Source organism: Streptococcus mitis, from assembly GCF_023110375.1.
Classification (GTDB): domain Bacteria; phylum Bacillota; class Bacilli; order Lactobacillales; family Streptococcaceae; genus Streptococcus; species Streptococcus mitis_CI.
The window spans coordinates 45,776-59,951 of record NZ_JALDVV010000004.1 but is presented as its reverse complement, the minus strand read 5'-3'; the positions used below and the strand labels follow the sequence as shown (position 1 = coordinate 59,951).

Sequence of the window (14,176 nt, the reverse complement as noted above, 5' to 3'; positions counted from 1 at the left end):
TAGAGGCAGATTAGATAAACAGGGAAGAAGTTAGAAAAACAGCCGATATAGCTGCAGTTAGGAACCAATTGTGGCCATTTCGGCTGTTTTTTATGATGAATCTACATCGAAAATCTCACTTCCTACGACTTTTCAGATAAAGAAAGCCAAAGGAGCTTTCATAAAGGGCGAAAAAGAGGAGGAAGGCATGCAGGAAGAAGGTCTCTGGCAAAATCAGAATCACTGGATCCTTGGCTGGATCAAAAAGCCAGGTATCATCTCCCACAAAGAGAATTTGATGGAAAAGAGTAAAGAATTGGTCAAAACCAATCAAAACTCCCCCAATCCCAATCAGTAAAGGCAAAACCACTAGAGCCAAAAACCCTTTACTAAATAGAGACAAGAAGCCCTTTTTCACAATCCCTTTGACAAAGACGTAAAAACTTGGCAGTGTCACTAAAGCTACTAGCTGAACAAAGTGAAAGAGATTCTTCACCACCGCAAAATGGTGTAATCCAGCTGTTGACGAACGAAAATCTGGCATCTGCAAGACCTGACTAAATGGATTGGTCAGATAATTCATCAAGATATGAAAGTTGTACTGAATGGTTTCTGGTTTTAAATAGACCCGATCTGTTAAATTCAGCCACTGAATTTCCAGCGGATAAAAAATCCAAGCCAAATAAATGGTCAAAAGGATTGAGAGGGAGAGGAGAAAGAGCATAGAGCCCCAAAAGATCAGTTTAGTTTTCATCAAAATCCCACTCCGCAAGGCTAGAAACTACATGAGTCGGTGCGATTGGTAGGTCTGCTACTTCTTCTGCCTTGGTAAAACCTGTCGTCACCAAGAGCGTTGGAATGCCATTGTCAATCCCAGCTCGAATATCAGTTAGGTAGTTATCCCCGACCATGATTAATTCTTCACGTTCCAAACCTAAGTGCTCAACCGCCTTGTCCATAATGATGGCATTTGGTTTTCCGATATAAACAGGCTTCACTCGTGTTGCCACTTCAAGAAGGGTAATCAGTGAACCAGCACCTGGCAAAAGACCACGCTCTGTCGGGATGTTGAGGTCAGGGTTGGTTCCGATAAAGTGAGCACCCTTTTGAATGGCAAGAGTTGCTGTGGCAAATTTTTCATAGTCGACTTGCCAGTCCAGACCTACTACCACATAGGCAGGATTATCCTTGTCTTCCACATAACCAGCCGCCTTGATGGCTTCCTTGAGCCCTGCTTCTCCGATGACATAGACCGTCTTTTCAAGCCCCAAGTCGTTCATATAGTCGATCGTTGCCAAAGTCGCTGTGTAGACAGTCGATAGGGGCGTATCGATATTAAAATTCTGAGCCAACATCTCCTGAACACTCTCTGGAGTGCGGGTTGTATTGTTGGTTACAAAGAGATAGGGGATATCCCGCTTTTGCAATTCATGGACAAAAGCTTCTCCTGCCGGAATTCGATTCTTCCCCTTATAAATGGTTCCGTCTAAATCAATTAAATAGCCTTTATATTTCATCTATTTCTCCCTAATCCTTCTTCATTTCTTGCCAAGTGATGATAGCTTGTGCATTGGTAGCCCCGTCGCTTGTAATCTCATGTTTGCTTTCCAGTTCAGACCGTTCAACAGCCGATGTAATCACCCCACCTGGTCGGACTTCCTTGACATACTTGAGGTTGATTTTCTTGGGAATGTAGTGAGTCAAAAAGTTCGCTCCCATGACCTCAAAAATCCAGTCCAGGTATTTACTGTTATTGACATGACCATTCATATCCAAATCGTAAAAACGGACATGGTAATCCTTGCTGATTGGTTCGTTCAAGGACTCATACTTTGGCCCACGGATGAGCTTTTTATCAAAATCAGACTGGTAAGGAGCTACAATCTCAGGTTCAACAGCATGGACTTTTCGACTATCTCGATCCATGAGAACAAAGGTCGCCATCATGTGGATAAGGTCCTGACCTGCTTGATCATAAATGGTAAAGCGACGATAGCAAAATAGTCGATTATAGCTCAGAGCTTCCGTTTCGATTGTGATTTCTTCCGCAAAGTGAGGCAAACGTGCCACCTCAATATCATAATCTGTGATAATCCAGACCAGATTATAGTCTTCCAAAATAGTCTTATCACTAACTCCCAACTCAATAGACTGCATCCCTGAAACTTGTAGGGATAGTAAAATCACATCTGGAAGCTTGATATGACCGTTCATATCAGCCATATCAAAAGGAATTTTCATTTTCATTTGATAAGTTAAGCCCATCATCCTACTCCAAAATAAATCGTTCTGCTACGGTGTCTCCTAAAAAGAGACCTCTCTTTGTCATGCGCACTCGGTCACCCTCTATTTGCATGAGACCCTGTTGAACCAAGTCTCTGACAGTTTCTCCATAAAGTCCATCGAAAGACCGTCCAAATTTTTCTTCAAATCGCGCCATAGAGACCCCTGATTTCTTGCGAAGCCCCAGGAACATTTCTTCTTCCATTTGCTCTTTTTGGCTCAGGTGTTCTTCTGTGATACGCGCATTGCCTTCCTCAACCGCATTAAGATAATGGCGAATGGGACCGTGGTTTTTATAGCGTACTCCATTTACATAACCAGATGCCCCAGCACCGATGCCATAGTATTCAGCATTGTCCCAGTACATGAGATTGTGGCGACTTTCAAAACCGGGTTTGGAGAAATTGGAAATCTCATAATGCTCAAAGCCTGCTCGCTCAAGCTCTGCAATGATGTACTCAAACATCTCAGCTTCCAGTTCCTCCTTAGGCAGAGGCAATTTTCCTCGTCGCATCCGGTTCATAAAGACTGTATGATTTTCTAAAATCAAGCTATACAAACTCATATGGGGAATATCCAGTCCAATGGCCTTAGCCACATTTTCCTTTACTTGCTCCATAGTCTGACCTGGCAGTGCATAAATCAAGTCGATAGAGATATTGTCAAAACCAGCCAGTTTCAGGCGGTCGATATTTTCATAAATATCCTTCTCCAAATGACTGCGCCCAATCTTTTTCAGCATCTTGTCGTCAAAGGTCTGCACACCTAGCGAAACACGATTGACAGCCGAGTTCTTCAAAACAGCTATCTTATTCGCATCCAAGTCGCCTGGATTGGCTTCAATGGTCAACTCTTCTAAGACAGACAAGTCCAAGTTTTTAGTCAAGCCCTTCAATAACACCTCCAGTTGAGAAGCTGACAAAGCTGTCGGTGTGCCACCACCGATATAGAGGGTTCTCAACTTTTGAATATCATAAGATTGAAACTCTTCTAACAGATGCTCCAAATAACTATCTACCGGCTGATTCTTGATAAAAACTTTTGAAAAGTCACAATAATAACAAATCTGGGTACAAAATGGGATGTGCACATAGGCTGACGTTGGTTTCTTCTGCATAGTACTTATTATACCACAAAGACAGGCTACGAGAAAAAAATCACCATCCCCAGATACATAGTCCGTCCAGAGATGGTGATGGTTTATTCTTCTGTTATGTCAATAACAATCTCTTCTGATTCATCAAGAGTTTCGGCCTTTTCTTGCCATTGCTCCTTGAGATTATTGAATTGATTTTTTGATGCTTCTGTCGCTTGACGAGCACATGATTTGGCTTGAGCAAGGACACTGTCCACAGTGATTTCACCTGACTCAACCTGTTCTTTGGTTTTCAGAACAAAATCTGTAGCCTGCTCCTTAACTTCTGTTAGTTTTTCACAGACCTGCTCCTTGGCATACTCCGGATCTTCTCTCAAATCATCTAGAAAATCTTGAGCCTGACTGCAAACTTGTTTGCCCTTGTCGCTTGTTAAAAACAAGGCAAGAGCTGCACCTGAAACGGTTCCTAAAAGGATTGAGGATAGTTTACCCATAAGAATTCTCCTTTTTTATTTTTTGAAAAATTTACTTGCAAGACGAAGAGCTGACAGACTTGCACCAGTCTTGAGTGTTTTTGATCCAGCTGATGAAGCTTTCTTGCTCAAGACACGCGCATGGTCATTGAGGTCGGAAACAGATAGAGATAAATCTGCAACAGCACTAAAGAGTGGATCAATCGTTGCTACCTTGACATTAATATCATCTGCCAAGACATTGACCTTAGCCAGCAATTCATTGGTATGATGCAAGGTCACATCCACATCTGAAGTCAAGGTTTTAATCGTCTTCTCTGTTTCATCGATAACACGTCCAAGCTTTTGTACAGTAATGATTAAATACACTAAAAATACAATCAAAGCAAGGGCTACAAGAATATATGCAACTTCTAACATTTAGTTTTCCTCCTCTGAAATATAGTAAGGGGCCTTCTTTCGATTTTGATATAGAATGATAAAAATACCAAGACCGATAAGGACAACTGATAGCCATTGAGACACTCGAAGACCAAAGAACATGAGACTATCTGTCCGCATACCTTCGATGACCATACGACCGAAACCATACCAAATCAAGTAAAAGGCAGTGATATGACCTCGTCTAAGGCTCTTCCATTTTCGTCTGAATATCAAAATTAAAGTAAATCCAAGTAGATTCCATAGAGACTCATAAAGGAAGGTCGGTTGACGGTAGCTCCCCTCAATATACATCTGGTCACGAATAAAGCCAGGTAGATAATCCAGATTATCCACTGCTGCACCATAGGCTTCTTGGTTAAAGAAATTGCCCCAGCGACCCAAACTTTGGGCAATCATGACGCTAGGCGCCGCAATATCTAGGAAATCCCAAGTATTGATGAGTTTACGATCAGCAAAGATATAGAGTACAATAGCCCCAGTTATCAAACCACCGTAAATAGCCAAACCACCATTCCAAATGGCAAAAATTTCTCCCAAGTTCTGACTATAGTAATCAAAACGGAAAATAACATAATAGAGACGAGCTCCTAAAATAGCCAGAGGAAAGGCTATCAAGATAAAATCTAAAATATCGTCTGGTATGATTTTCTTTCTAGGCGCTTCTTTCATAGTCAGATAAACCGCAAGAATCAAACCTGTCACAATACACAAAGCATACCAACGAATGGCTAGAGGACCTAGATGAATAGCAATTGGATCAAGCATGAGGCACCTCCTCATTTTGAGCAATAAGATTGGTCAAACGTTCTTCGAACAAACGCGTCGCATCAAAGCCCATTTCCTTGGCACGATAATTCATGGCAGCAGCCTCAATCACGACAGAGATATTCCGACCTGTTTTCACTGGAATGCGGATACGAGGAATGGCTACGCCAGAAATTTCTATTTCCTCTGCATTGTTTCCAAGACGATCAAAAGTTTTATGTGTATCGTAATTTTCCAAATAAACAGCCAGCTGGACTTGTGAAGAATCCTTGACGGCACTCGCACCGTAGAGGCTCATGACATCGATAATCCCAACCCCACGAATTTCAATCAGGTGTCTCAAGATTTCAGCTGGTTCACCCCAAAGAGTAATCTCATCCTTGGCAAAGATATCGACACGATCATCGGCTACCAAGCGGTGACCACGTTTGACAAGCTCTAGACCTGTCTCACTCTTACCGATGCCACTATCACCTTGAATCAAGACACCCATTCCATAGATATCCATCAAGACACCGTGCACACTGGTCCGTTCTGCTAAACGTGAATCCAGATAACTAGATAACTCTCCAGATAAACGACTGGTTGCCGTACGGCTGGTTAAAATGGCAATCTTACATTCTCTGGCTGCCTTTAGCATCTCCTCTGGAACCACCAAACCACGAGCAACAATGACCGCAGGTGTCTCAGGTAGAAACATTTTTTTCAAGACTTGGTAACGGTTGTGAGAGGACATCGAAACGAGATAGGACCACTCCTTCATTCCCAAGAGTTGGATTCGCTCAGGCGTATAATAGTCAAAATAGCCCGTCATTTCAAGACCAGGTCGCGTAATGTCCGCGGTATTAATTTCCTTTTCAAGTAATTCTGGTTCGCCATAGACAATGTCTAGTCTGAGCTTTTCAATCACTTCTTTTACTAAAACCGACATCATTTCCTCCTTCAATCGAGTTCTTTTTACTATTATATCAAATTGTCCTTAGAAGTTTCAGATTTTTGCAGGCTTTGAAGTATTTATTTATACTCAATGAAAATCAAAGAGCAAACTAGGAAACTAGCCGCAGGCTGTACTTGAGTACGGCAAGGCGACGTTGACATGGTTTGAAGAGATTTTCGAAGAGTATTAAAAGAAAAAAGACTAGATTTCTCCAGCCTTTCATTTCTAATTAGAATTTTTTACGTTTACGAGCTGCTTCTGATTTACGTTTACGTTTTACAGAAGGTTTTTCATAGAATTCACGTTTGCGTGTTTCTTGAAGAGTACCAGCTTTAGTAACCGCACGTTTGAAACGACGAAGTGCGTCGTCAAGAGATTCATTCTTACGTACTACTGTTTTAGACATTTTTTTCACTCCCTTCAAGTTCAAGATCTATTCTATTTTACACGTAAAAGGAATAATTGTCAAGAAAAAATCCGGTTTAATTTTGATTTTTTTGCCATTTATACAAGAGTTTAAAGCACTCAGATAGAAGAAACTGAAGGGTTTCGTTTTTTATTTTTCAAGTAGGCTGAGCGCTTCAGCATCTGCGATGATGGTCACATCTGGGTGGTTTTGTAGGCTACTTGCAGGTAGATTCTCAGTCACTAGGCCAGACACTGTTCCAGCAATGGCTTCTGCTTTTGATTCACCGTAGGCAAAGAGAAGGATTGACTTGGCATCCAAGATATTTTTAATCCCCATTGAAATGGCTTGGGTTGGAACATCTTCAATCTTGTCAAAGAAGCGCGCATTGGCTTCGATAGTAGACTGGTCAAGTTCTACTAGATGTGTTTGACTGTCAAATGGAGTACCAGGCTCATTAAAGCCGATATGTCCATTGCGACCGATTCCCAAGATTTGAAGGTCCACTGGATGGTCAGCCAAAATTTGGTTGTAGCGTTCAACTTCAGCTTCAGCATTGTCCTTAACCCCACGAGGCAAGAAACTTTCTTTAAATGGTTTTTGGTTAAACAAGTTTTCTTGCATGAAGTAACGGTAAGACTGTGGATTATCTCCATCAAGTCCTACATACTCATCAAGGTTGACACTGGTTAAATTTGAAAAATCAAGGTCACTCTCAACAATTTCCTTGTAAAATTCAAGTGGGCTACTTCCTGTAGCAAGTCCTAGGGTTTGAGCTCCATTGGCCAATTTTTCCTTCAAAATCTCAAAAGCAACTTTTCCACCCTCGATTTGGTTTTCAACTTTAATAACTTTCATCTTTTTATCCTCCGTTTCAATCTATATTTATTATATGGTATAGACCAATTTTTGTCAAGTGAAAACGATTTAATTTTCAAAAAAAGAGCGTCCAAACTTGAAACATGTTATAATGGATAAGATTAGAACTTAGAAAGAATGAACAGATATATGAATACAGCTGATTTTGATTTCCACTTACCTGAGGAATTGATTGCCCAAACGCCCCTTGAAAAACGGGACGCCTCTAAACTCCTCATCGTCAACCGTGAGACGGGAGAAATGCAGGATAAACACTTCCACTCTATTATTGATATGCTGGAACCTGGTGATGCCCTTGTCATGAACGACACCCGCGTTCTCCCAGCCCGCCTCTATGGTCAAAAGGAAGAAACTGGAGGCCATGTGGAACTTCTCCTGCTCAAAAATACTGCTGGAGATGAGTGGGAAGTTCTGGCTAAACCTGCCAAACGCCTCAAGATTGGTACTCGTGTCAGCTTTGGTGATGGTCGCCTCAGCGCTGTCGTTACGGAAGAATTGACCCACGGTGGTCGTATTGTCCGCTTTGAGTACCAAGGAATTTTCCTAGAAGTTTTGGAAAGTCTGGGTGAAATGCCTCTACCGCCTTATATCCATGAAAAACTGGATGACCGTGAACGCTATCAAACTGTTTACGCCAAGGAAAGTGGCTCTGCTGCAGCACCAACTGCTGGACTACACTTCACTAAAGAACTGCTAGCAGAAATCCAAGCTAAGGGTGTTCATCTAGTCTATCTGACTCTTCATGTCGGACTAGGAACCTTTAGACCCGTTTCAGTTGACAATCTGGACGAACACGAAATGCACTCAGAATTCTACCAGCTTTCTGAGGAAGCTGCTGCCACCCTTCGATCTGTCAAGGAAAATGGAGGCCGTGTCATCGCTGTCGGAACCACTTCTATCCGCACTTTGGAGACTATTGGTTCCAAGTTTGATGGGCAAATCCAAGCAGATTCTGGCTGGACCAATATCTTTATCAAACCTGGGTATGAGTGGAAGGTCGTGGATGCCTTCTCAACCAACTTCCACCTGCCAAAATCAACTCTGGTCATGTTGGTTTCTGCCTTTGCCGGCCGTGAATTAGTCTTAGACGCTTATCACCATGCCATTCAAGAACACTACCGCTTCTTCAGTTTTGGCGATGCCATGTTTATCTATTAATTTATATAATCAAAAAACGCATATTATCAAGGTTTTATAAAGCCTGATAGTATGCGTTTTGTAATGGATAAAAAATGAGTTAATTTATTCTAAAGCTCGTATCTTTCAAGCTCTGGACACTGGCATTGATCACCGCGCCGATAATCAAAATCTTAGCGATGAGAATAAACCAGAACATCATGACCACCACGACGACGGAACTGAAAAAACGCACGTCCACTAGGTGATTGACATAATTGTTAACATAGACTGAAAAGATATTGAGTAGTAAGACCAGGGTCAACAAGACAAAGGCACTACCTGGCAATACAGAGCGAATCCTTCGCACCTTAACATTGGGTAGAAAATAGTAGAGCATGACCAGGATGGCAAAAATCAAGGCATAGACCAAAGGGCCTGTTAGGTCTTGCAGATAATCAAAAAGAGGACTATCCGATTTCCAATAGCTTTTGACAAGGTTGAGGAGCATACGGCCAAAGACACTCAAAAACAGAGCTAAAGCAAAGAGAATCTGCAAGCCAAAACTGACAAACAAACTCATGAGTTGATGGGAAATCATTCCACGATTTTTTGATACTCCGTAAGCTTTATTAAAGGCTTTCTGCAGGAAATTCATAGATTTTGAAAAGGTCCAGAGGGCTGACAAAACCGCAAAACTCAATAAACCCGTTGACGGTTGGGTCAGCACTTCTGTAATGATCTTTGCGACCACATCATACATGGTATCCGGCAAGAATTCATTGACAACCTTTAAAAAATTAGAAACTGGAATCTGAAAATATGGGAGGATATTAACTACCACCAAAAGCAGGGGAAAAATCGAAATCAACCAATAGTAGGCTACTGCGACACTGGTTAACTCACTATCTGATGCTTGATAATAATGCAAAAAAGCTTTTAATAAGGGCTTATCTATCAGCTCTTTCCACCACTTCTTCATATCATACTCCTTCACTTATAATCTTGATTAATTTCTTCTTACCAATTCCATCATATCATAAGGCAGGGTATTGGCAGCTTCCTTCAAGGAATAGTTCTCTAGGTTATTTACATTTTGTCGTAACTTCTTGGCATACTTGGTCGTAATCAATCGTTTTTCTTCGTATTCGAAAATCAACTTGCGCTCCAGATAATAGCCTCTCAGCATTTCATCGATATTGTTGGGTTTGACACGATTGATAACCCGTTCGACAAAGGCACCACTGGTGATAATAGCTGTTTCTCTGAGACGAGAATCCTGCATGAAACTGATCAAAGAACTCTTATAAACCCCTTTTAGGTTCTCCAGACTTTCGATAATCATCTCTGTATTTTCTAGATAGAGCTCTGCAATTTGATCATAGTCAAGGGCTCTGAGTTTCTGTGATTCTTCATTTTTCCAACTGCGGAAGGTCTTGCCAAAGGTAAAGACTTCGTGAAGGAGAAAACGTAAAATCCGCAAGGAAACAAGGAAATAATAGGTCAAACGTGAAGCAAACTTACGATTGATACTTTGCTCCATGTTTTTCAAGTAACGTTGGTAGACTCGATAAGCACGCTCACTCATCTTGCCTTCTTCGTAAGCCTGTTCTAAACCATCACTTTCAATACTGAGGATAAGAAGTTTCAAGGCCTCCCAGTCTTCTTGAGCCCCCTTATTTTCTTGACTCAAGATAAGATTCTCTATTCGTCCATGGTAATTGTCAATGGCTGCATAGAGGGGGAGCTTATTTCTGGTATCTTCCAACTCTTTTTCCAACTCTATCGTTACTTCATTCAAAATGCCAATATGCATGAGATAGTCCTTACTTTCTTCCTGTTCATCAGAAAGATGAGGCAAGACTACGAGGCCTGTTAAAAAGCTTACAAGCGTCACACCTGCGACAAGGAAAAGCAAGAGAGGATACTCCTGTTCTAGATTACTTGGTATCAGAAGGATCGTAGCAATCGACACCGTTCCCTTGACACCCGAAAAAGTCAAAAGAAGCATGTCCTTCATATACTTATTTAACTTTTTCTTGAGGCGTCGAGTCCTGTAGGCATAATAGCCATAAATCATGACAAAACGAATGGCAAAGAGGACAAAAGTAAGGGCAACAAGAGATACCAGTAAGAGTAGTGGATTATAGATTGGATTGGTCAAGATAGGCTCTGCTATCATTTCCAACTCCATTCCCAAAATAACAAAGACAGAACCGTTGAGCATAAAGGTCACTGTATGCCAGACCGTCTCGGTCACTGTATCCACTTGGGCCTCGAGAAGCGTGATTTTCTTAAAGCGGCTTGCCTTCAAAATTCCAGCAACTACAACGGCAATAATCCCTGAAACATGGACTTCTTCTGCCAGAAAGAAGGTCACCAGAGGCAAACTCAATTCTAATAAAAGTTCACTAGCAATATCCGTTGCTCGTACACTAAGTAAGAAGCTATGGAGGAAACGGTTGGTCATGGCTGTTAAAAAGCCAATTAAAAAACCGCCTAGGATTGAAAAGATGAGCGAACTACTCGCTTGCCCAAGGGAAAAGGCTCCAGTTGTCCAAGCTGTCAAAGCTACCTGAAAGGCAACCAAGCCAGAAGCATCATTCAAAAGTCCTTCACCTTTAAGGATATTGGAGACACGCTTAGGAAAGCTAAAGCGCTCAGAAAGAGAGGCAAAGGCCACCAAATCCGTAGGGCCAAGTGCCGCCCCAACAGCCAAGCAAGCCGCCAAGGGAAGACTGAGCCAAAGCAGATGGGCCAAGCCACCCAAACTCAGGGTCGAGATGAAAATCACTGGAAATATGAGATAAACAATGATTCGCCAGTGTTTTACAATAGCCGTAATATCTGCTTCCTCCGACTCTCGGAAAAGCAAGGGCCCAATAACCAGTGCCAAAAACAACTCTGTATTGAGGTGAAAGTCGGTATTGGGTAAAAAGAGACCAATCACAATTCCCAAAAGAATTTGCACCAAAGGTAGAGGCAAAAAGGGCAGGAGCTTATTGGTTGTACTCGAGACAATCAAGACTAGTAAAAATAGGATGAGGTAAATCAGTAATTCCACGGACTTCCTCCTTAATTTTTTTTACAACAGGATTCAAATATCTCCTTCTGCTCTTTGATTTTTTGATCAATCTTGGAACAATCCTTGTGCTCAATTTTTCTCTGGCACCGTTCCATTTCAAGAGCAACTAATTTTTTCTTGATTTTAAGCATTTTTTTGCTCATATGCGCTTGGTCTAACACACCTACTGCTCGTTCGTGGTGGGTTGATTCAACAAAATTCTGGCGCATGGCATCCAGCTTTTCACGTAGGTATTGTTTATCCATGTCTATATCTCTCTAATTTTTCAATCATCACTAAAAACGGTGGGTTGTTGACTTGGTTCAGGGTTCGGTAAATGGCAGCTGTGTACTCTTGTTGGTTCAACTGGCTGACAAAATCCAAGACAGCATCCCTCTCTAGATCGCCTCCTTCATGACCATAATAGATCATGATAGCAATCCGTCCACCTTTGACAAGCAAATGACACAGCTTTTCTAATGCTTCAATCGTTGTCTGAGGTCGGGTAATGACGGATTTATCAGCTGATGGCAAATAGCCCAGATTAAAAATCCCTGCCTTGGCTTCTGTCACAAACTGGTCCAGTGTCTCGTGACCTTGCAAGATTAACTGGGCATTTGTCATTCCAGCTTGGTCCAAACGCTCTTGGGTCTTTTCCAAGGCTTGCTCCTGAATATCAAAGGCATAGACTTGCTTAGCTAGTTTCGCTAAAAAAATCGTGTCATGACCATTACCCATGGTCGCATCCACTACGATATCCTCTTTTGTCACTACCTCAACCAAAAAATCATGTGCCATCTCAAGTGGTCTTTTCATTTTCAAACTCCTGTTTTACAGCCTTGCATCCTTGAATACTTCCACGACGTCGCATCTCCATCTCAATGCTGTTGAGCACTTCCCACTTATTGAGGCTCCACATAGGCCCAATCAGCATATCTCTAGGTGCATCTCCTGTGATTCGATGGATGACGATATGCTTGGGAATGATTTCCAGTTGGTCACAGATGACCTTGACATATTCGTCCTGACTCATCAGTTGCAAACGTCCCTCGTGGTAGTCCCGTTGCATACGAGTATTGGTCATCAGGTGAAGCAAGTGCAGTTTAATCCCTTGAATATCGTTATCCGTGACACAACGGCGGACATTTTCAATCATCATCTCATGGGTTTCACCAGGAAGTCCGTTGATCAAATGAGAAACAATCTCAATCTTGGGATATTTTCTCAAACGCTTGACCGTCTCCACGTACAATTCATAGGAGTGGGCACGGTTAATCAGATCAGAGGTTGCCTCATAAGTGGTCTGCAAGCCCAATTCAACCGTCACATGCATGCGTTTCGACAACTCAGCCAAATATTCGATGGTTTCGTCGGGTAAACAGTCTGGGCGCGTTCCAATATTGATTCCTACCACACCTGGCTCGTTGATAGCCTGCTCATAGCGCTCTCGAATAACTTCAACCTTTTCATGGGTGTTGGTAAAATTTTGAAAATAAACCAGATACTTCTGAACATCTGGCCACTTGCGGTGCATAAAGTCAATTTCCTTATAAAATTGCTCACGGATGGGTGCATCCGGTGCTACGATAGCATCTCCAGAACCTGAAACCGTACAAAAAGTACAGCCCCCATGAGCCACAGTTCCATCACGATTGGGACAGTCAAATCCCGCATCAATAGGGACTTTAAAAGTCTTTTCTCCAAAGAGTTTTCGATAATAATCATTCAAGGTATTATAAGATTTCATAACCTTCATTATAACAAAAATCACCCACAATCTCAAAAGCCTGACTTTCCTATAAATTCCTCTGTTTCTCGTTTCCATTAGCCATTTTTTATGATACAATATGGGTATGATTTTAATGAAATTAGCATCTATTTTATTATTGATACTGACCTTAGTCGTCTGCATTATCATAACCAAACTTTTTAGATTAAAAAAACTAGGACGAAACTTTGCGGATTTGGCCTTTCCAGTCTTGGTATTTGAGTATTACCTGATTACAGCTAAAACCTTTACCCATAATTTCCTCCCTAGACTGGGCCTAGCCCTCTCACTCCTAGCCATTATTCTCGTTTTTTTCTTTCTTTTGAAAAAACGTAGCTTTTACTATCCTAAATTCATCAAATTCTTCTGGCGTGCTGGATTCTTATTAACCCTTGTCATGTATATCGAGATGATTGTTGAATTGATGGCTCAGAAATAAAAAACTAAATCGAAAACACCTCAATCAAACTAAATACAGTGATTGAAGTGTTTTTCTTTATATCTTTTTCAATAATTTCTATTTACTCTCTTTATCAGGAAATAGATAGCCAATACCTACACAAGCTAGCACACCTGCTCCAATCACCAAGCCACTTGAAATTGGCAACAGGTCCAAAATTGCATTCGCAATAATAAAGGCAATAATCAAACACATCAGACTAGCCTTGTAATCCTTTTTCAAAAGATTCTCTAGAGTGAAAAAGAGGAACAAGCCTACCGGAATCAATGACCAGAGGTTAATGTCCAAACTTGGCCAGCCAACAGAACCAAAATACACTACTGTCGCTGCTGCTACTAAAAATACAATCCCCAATAATTTTTTCATTTCTTTATCTCCAATTTCGTTTTTAGGAACTTGAGTTGTCTAATACTGCCCCCCTCACGTCCTTTACACAAATCATTATAGCAGAGGTCAGTTTCAAGAACAAGTTCTTTTGCCTATCTGGTCTCTATATCGGTCTAAGT

Annotated in this window: 18 protein-coding genes; 2 read left to right on the top strand and 16 right to left on the bottom strand. The window is 41.5% G+C overall.

Annotation, left to right across the window (positions count from 1 at the left end; translation table 11 throughout):
* Positions 1–115 precede the first annotated feature (115 nt).
* From M1G12_RS04450 to M1G12_RS04405, 10 genes are all read right to left on the bottom strand, one after another.
* The gene (locus tag M1G12_RS04450) at positions 116–733 is read right to left on the bottom strand and encodes a TIGR01906 family membrane protein (RefSeq protein WP_247949459.1); all 618 of its coding nucleotides are present in this window, start codon (positions 731–733) and stop codon (positions 116–118) included.
* On the bottom strand, positions 723–1,496 hold the full coding sequence (locus M1G12_RS04445; RefSeq protein ID WP_247949458.1) for a TIGR01457 family HAD-type hydrolase: 774 nt from the start codon (positions 1,494–1,496) through the stop codon (positions 723–725). Before M1G12_RS04445 ends, M1G12_RS04450 begins: the two co-directional genes overlap by 11 nt.
* A 10-nt stretch (positions 1,497–1,506) precedes the next feature.
* The gene (locus tag M1G12_RS04440) at positions 1,507–2,244 is read right to left on the bottom strand and encodes an acyl-[acyl-carrier-protein] thioesterase (protein WP_247949457.1); all 738 of its coding nucleotides are present in this window, start codon (positions 2,242–2,244) and stop codon (positions 1,507–1,509) included.
* Positions 2,245–2,248: 4 nt separating this feature from the next.
* Positions 2,249–3,379 (bottom strand): radical SAM family heme chaperone HemW, encoded by a 1,131-nt coding sequence (gene hemW / locus M1G12_RS04435; protein ID WP_247949456.1) that lies wholly within the window; start codon positions 3,377–3,379, stop codon positions 2,249–2,251.
* 83 nt (positions 3,380–3,462) lie between these two features.
* Positions 3,463–3,852, bottom strand: coding sequence for a YtxH domain-containing protein (locus M1G12_RS04430; protein WP_004258510.1), 390 nt, complete (start codon positions 3,850–3,852; stop codon positions 3,463–3,465).
* Between the two features lie 15 nt (positions 3,853–3,867).
* A complete protein-coding gene (locus M1G12_RS04425; protein WP_000895040.1) occupies positions 3,868–4,251 on the bottom strand; it encodes a DUF948 domain-containing protein in 384 nt (127 codons plus the stop codon).
* Positions 4,252–5,040, bottom strand: coding sequence for a prolipoprotein diacylglyceryl transferase (lgt, locus tag M1G12_RS04420; protein ID WP_049499056.1), 789 nt, complete (start codon positions 5,038–5,040; stop codon positions 4,252–4,254).
* Positions 5,033–5,971 (bottom strand): HPr(Ser) kinase/phosphatase, encoded by a 939-nt coding sequence (gene hprK, locus M1G12_RS04415; RefSeq protein ID WP_192855369.1) that lies wholly within the window; start codon positions 5,969–5,971, stop codon positions 5,033–5,035. The genes lgt and hprK overlap by 8 nt, the downstream gene beginning before the upstream one ends.
* A 235-nt stretch (positions 5,972–6,206) precedes the next feature.
* Positions 6,207–6,383, bottom strand: coding sequence for a 30S ribosomal protein S21 (rpsU, locus tag M1G12_RS04410; RefSeq protein ID WP_000048054.1), 177 nt, complete (start codon positions 6,381–6,383; stop codon positions 6,207–6,209).
* Positions 6,384–6,533: 150 nt separating this feature from the next.
* Positions 6,534–7,241 carry a glucosamine-6-phosphate deaminase gene (locus M1G12_RS04405; RefSeq protein WP_084925838.1) on the bottom strand — a complete coding sequence of 236 codons (708 nt, stop codon included), beginning with the start codon at positions 7,239–7,241 and terminating at the stop codon, positions 6,534–6,536.
* A gap of 150 nt (positions 7,242–7,391) precedes the next feature.
* Here M1G12_RS04405 and queA point away from each other — a divergent pair, with 150 nt between their 5' ends.
* Complete coding sequence (queA, locus tag M1G12_RS04400; RefSeq protein WP_004255765.1) at positions 7,392–8,420, top strand: tRNA preQ1(34) S-adenosylmethionine ribosyltransferase-isomerase QueA; 1,029 nt, start codon at positions 7,392–7,394, stop codon at positions 8,418–8,420.
* A 79-nt stretch (positions 8,421–8,499) separates the two neighbouring features.
* On the opposite strand, the gene M1G12_RS04395 is transcribed toward queA, so the two are convergent.
* The 5 genes from M1G12_RS04395 to mnmL are packed head-to-tail and all read right to left on the bottom strand — an operon-like array spanning position 8,500 to position 13,198.
* Positions 8,500–9,360 carry a YihY/virulence factor BrkB family protein gene (locus M1G12_RS04395; RefSeq protein WP_020902460.1) on the bottom strand — a complete coding sequence of 287 codons (861 nt, stop codon included), beginning with the start codon at positions 9,358–9,360 and terminating at the stop codon, positions 8,500–8,502.
* Positions 9,361–9,387: 27 nt separating this feature from the next.
* On the bottom strand, positions 9,388–11,442 hold the full coding sequence (locus tag M1G12_RS04390) for a cation:proton antiporter (protein ID WP_084925840.1): 2,055 nt from the start codon (positions 11,440–11,442) through the stop codon (positions 9,388–9,390).
* 11 nt (positions 11,443–11,453) lie between these two features.
* Positions 11,454–11,708 carry a hypothetical protein gene (locus M1G12_RS04385; RefSeq protein ID WP_020902458.1) on the bottom strand — a complete coding sequence of 85 codons (255 nt, stop codon included), beginning with the start codon at positions 11,706–11,708 and terminating at the stop codon, positions 11,454–11,456.
* Positions 11,701–12,258: a tRNA 5-(aminomethyl)-2-thiouridylate-methyltransferase MnmM gene (gene mnmM / locus M1G12_RS04380; protein ID WP_084925842.1), complete on the bottom strand. Its 558-nt coding sequence runs from the start codon at positions 12,256–12,258 to the stop codon at positions 11,701–11,703. The genes M1G12_RS04385 and mnmM overlap by 8 nt, the downstream gene beginning before the upstream one ends.
* Positions 12,242–13,198 carry a tRNA modification radical SAM protein MnmL/YtqA gene (gene mnmL / locus M1G12_RS04375; protein WP_025172881.1) on the bottom strand — a complete coding sequence of 319 codons (957 nt, stop codon included), beginning with the start codon at positions 13,196–13,198 and terminating at the stop codon, positions 12,242–12,244. The genes mnmM and mnmL overlap by 17 nt, the downstream gene beginning before the upstream one ends.
* Positions 13,199–13,289: 91 nt before the next feature.
* Between mnmL and M1G12_RS04370 the strand changes: the two genes are divergently transcribed.
* Positions 13,290–13,649: a DUF3397 family protein gene (locus tag M1G12_RS04370; protein WP_004242853.1), complete on the top strand. Its 360-nt coding sequence runs from the start codon at positions 13,290–13,292 to the stop codon at positions 13,647–13,649.
* Positions 13,650–13,727: 78 nt separating this feature from the next.
* Here the strand turns inward: M1G12_RS04370 and M1G12_RS04365 are convergent, their stop codons facing one another.
* Positions 13,728–14,036, bottom strand: a complete 309-nt coding sequence (locus M1G12_RS04365) for a hypothetical protein (protein ID WP_060805173.1) — start codon at positions 14,034–14,036, stop codon at positions 13,728–13,730.
* Between the last annotated feature and the right edge of the window lie 140 nt (positions 14,037–14,176).

Coding starts and splice junctions, on each gene's coding strand:
- M1G12_RS04425 (WP_000895040.1), bottom strand. CDS start 4,251: ATGTTAGAAGTTGCATATATTCTTGTAGCCCTTGCTTTGATTGTATTT.
- M1G12_RS04430 (WP_004258510.1), bottom strand. CDS start 3,852: ATGGGTAAACTATCCTCAATCCTTTTAGGAACCGTTTCAGGTGCAGCT.
- rpsU (WP_000048054.1), bottom strand. CDS start 6,383: ATGTCTAAAACAGTAGTACGTAAGAATGAATCTCTTGACGACGCACTT.
- mnmM (WP_084925842.1), bottom strand. CDS start 12,258: ATGAAAAGACCACTTGAGATGGCACATGATTTTTTGGTTGAGGTAGTG.
- M1G12_RS04450 (WP_247949459.1), bottom strand. CDS start 733: ATGAAAACTAAACTGATCTTTTGGGGCTCTATGCTCTTTCTCCTCTCC.
- mnmL (WP_025172881.1), bottom strand. CDS start 13,198: ATGAAGGTTATGAAATCTTATAATACCTTGAATGATTATTATCGAAAA.
- M1G12_RS04385 (WP_020902458.1), bottom strand. CDS start 11,708: ATGGATAAACAATACCTACGTGAAAAGCTGGATGCCATGCGCCAGAAT.
- M1G12_RS04440 (WP_247949457.1), bottom strand. CDS start 2,244: ATGGGCTTAACTTATCAAATGAAAATGAAAATTCCTTTTGATATGGCT.
- hemW (WP_247949456.1), bottom strand. CDS start 3,379: ATGCAGAAGAAACCAACGTCAGCCTATGTGCACATCCCATTTTGTACC.
- hprK (WP_192855369.1), bottom strand. CDS start 5,971: ATGTCGGTTTTAGTAAAAGAAGTGATTGAAAAGCTCAGACTAGACATT.
- M1G12_RS04395 (WP_020902460.1), bottom strand. CDS start 9,360: ATGAAGAAGTGGTGGAAAGAGCTGATAGATAAGCCCTTATTAAAAGCT.
- M1G12_RS04370 (WP_004242853.1), top strand. CDS start 13,290: ATGGGTATGATTTTAATGAAATTAGCATCTATTTTATTATTGATACTG.
- M1G12_RS04445 (WP_247949458.1), bottom strand. CDS start 1,496: ATGAAATATAAAGGCTATTTAATTGATTTAGACGGAACCATTTATAAG.
- M1G12_RS04405 (WP_084925838.1), bottom strand. CDS start 7,241: ATGAAAGTTATTAAAGTTGAAAACCAAATCGAGGGTGGAAAAGTTGCT.
- M1G12_RS04365 (WP_060805173.1), bottom strand. CDS start 14,036: ATGAAAAAATTATTGGGGATTGTATTTTTAGTAGCAGCAGCGACAGTA.
- lgt (WP_049499056.1), bottom strand. CDS start 5,040: ATGCTTGATCCAATTGCTATTCATCTAGGTCCTCTAGCCATTCGTTGG.
- queA (WP_004255765.1), top strand. CDS start 7,392: ATGAATACAGCTGATTTTGATTTCCACTTACCTGAGGAATTGATTGCC.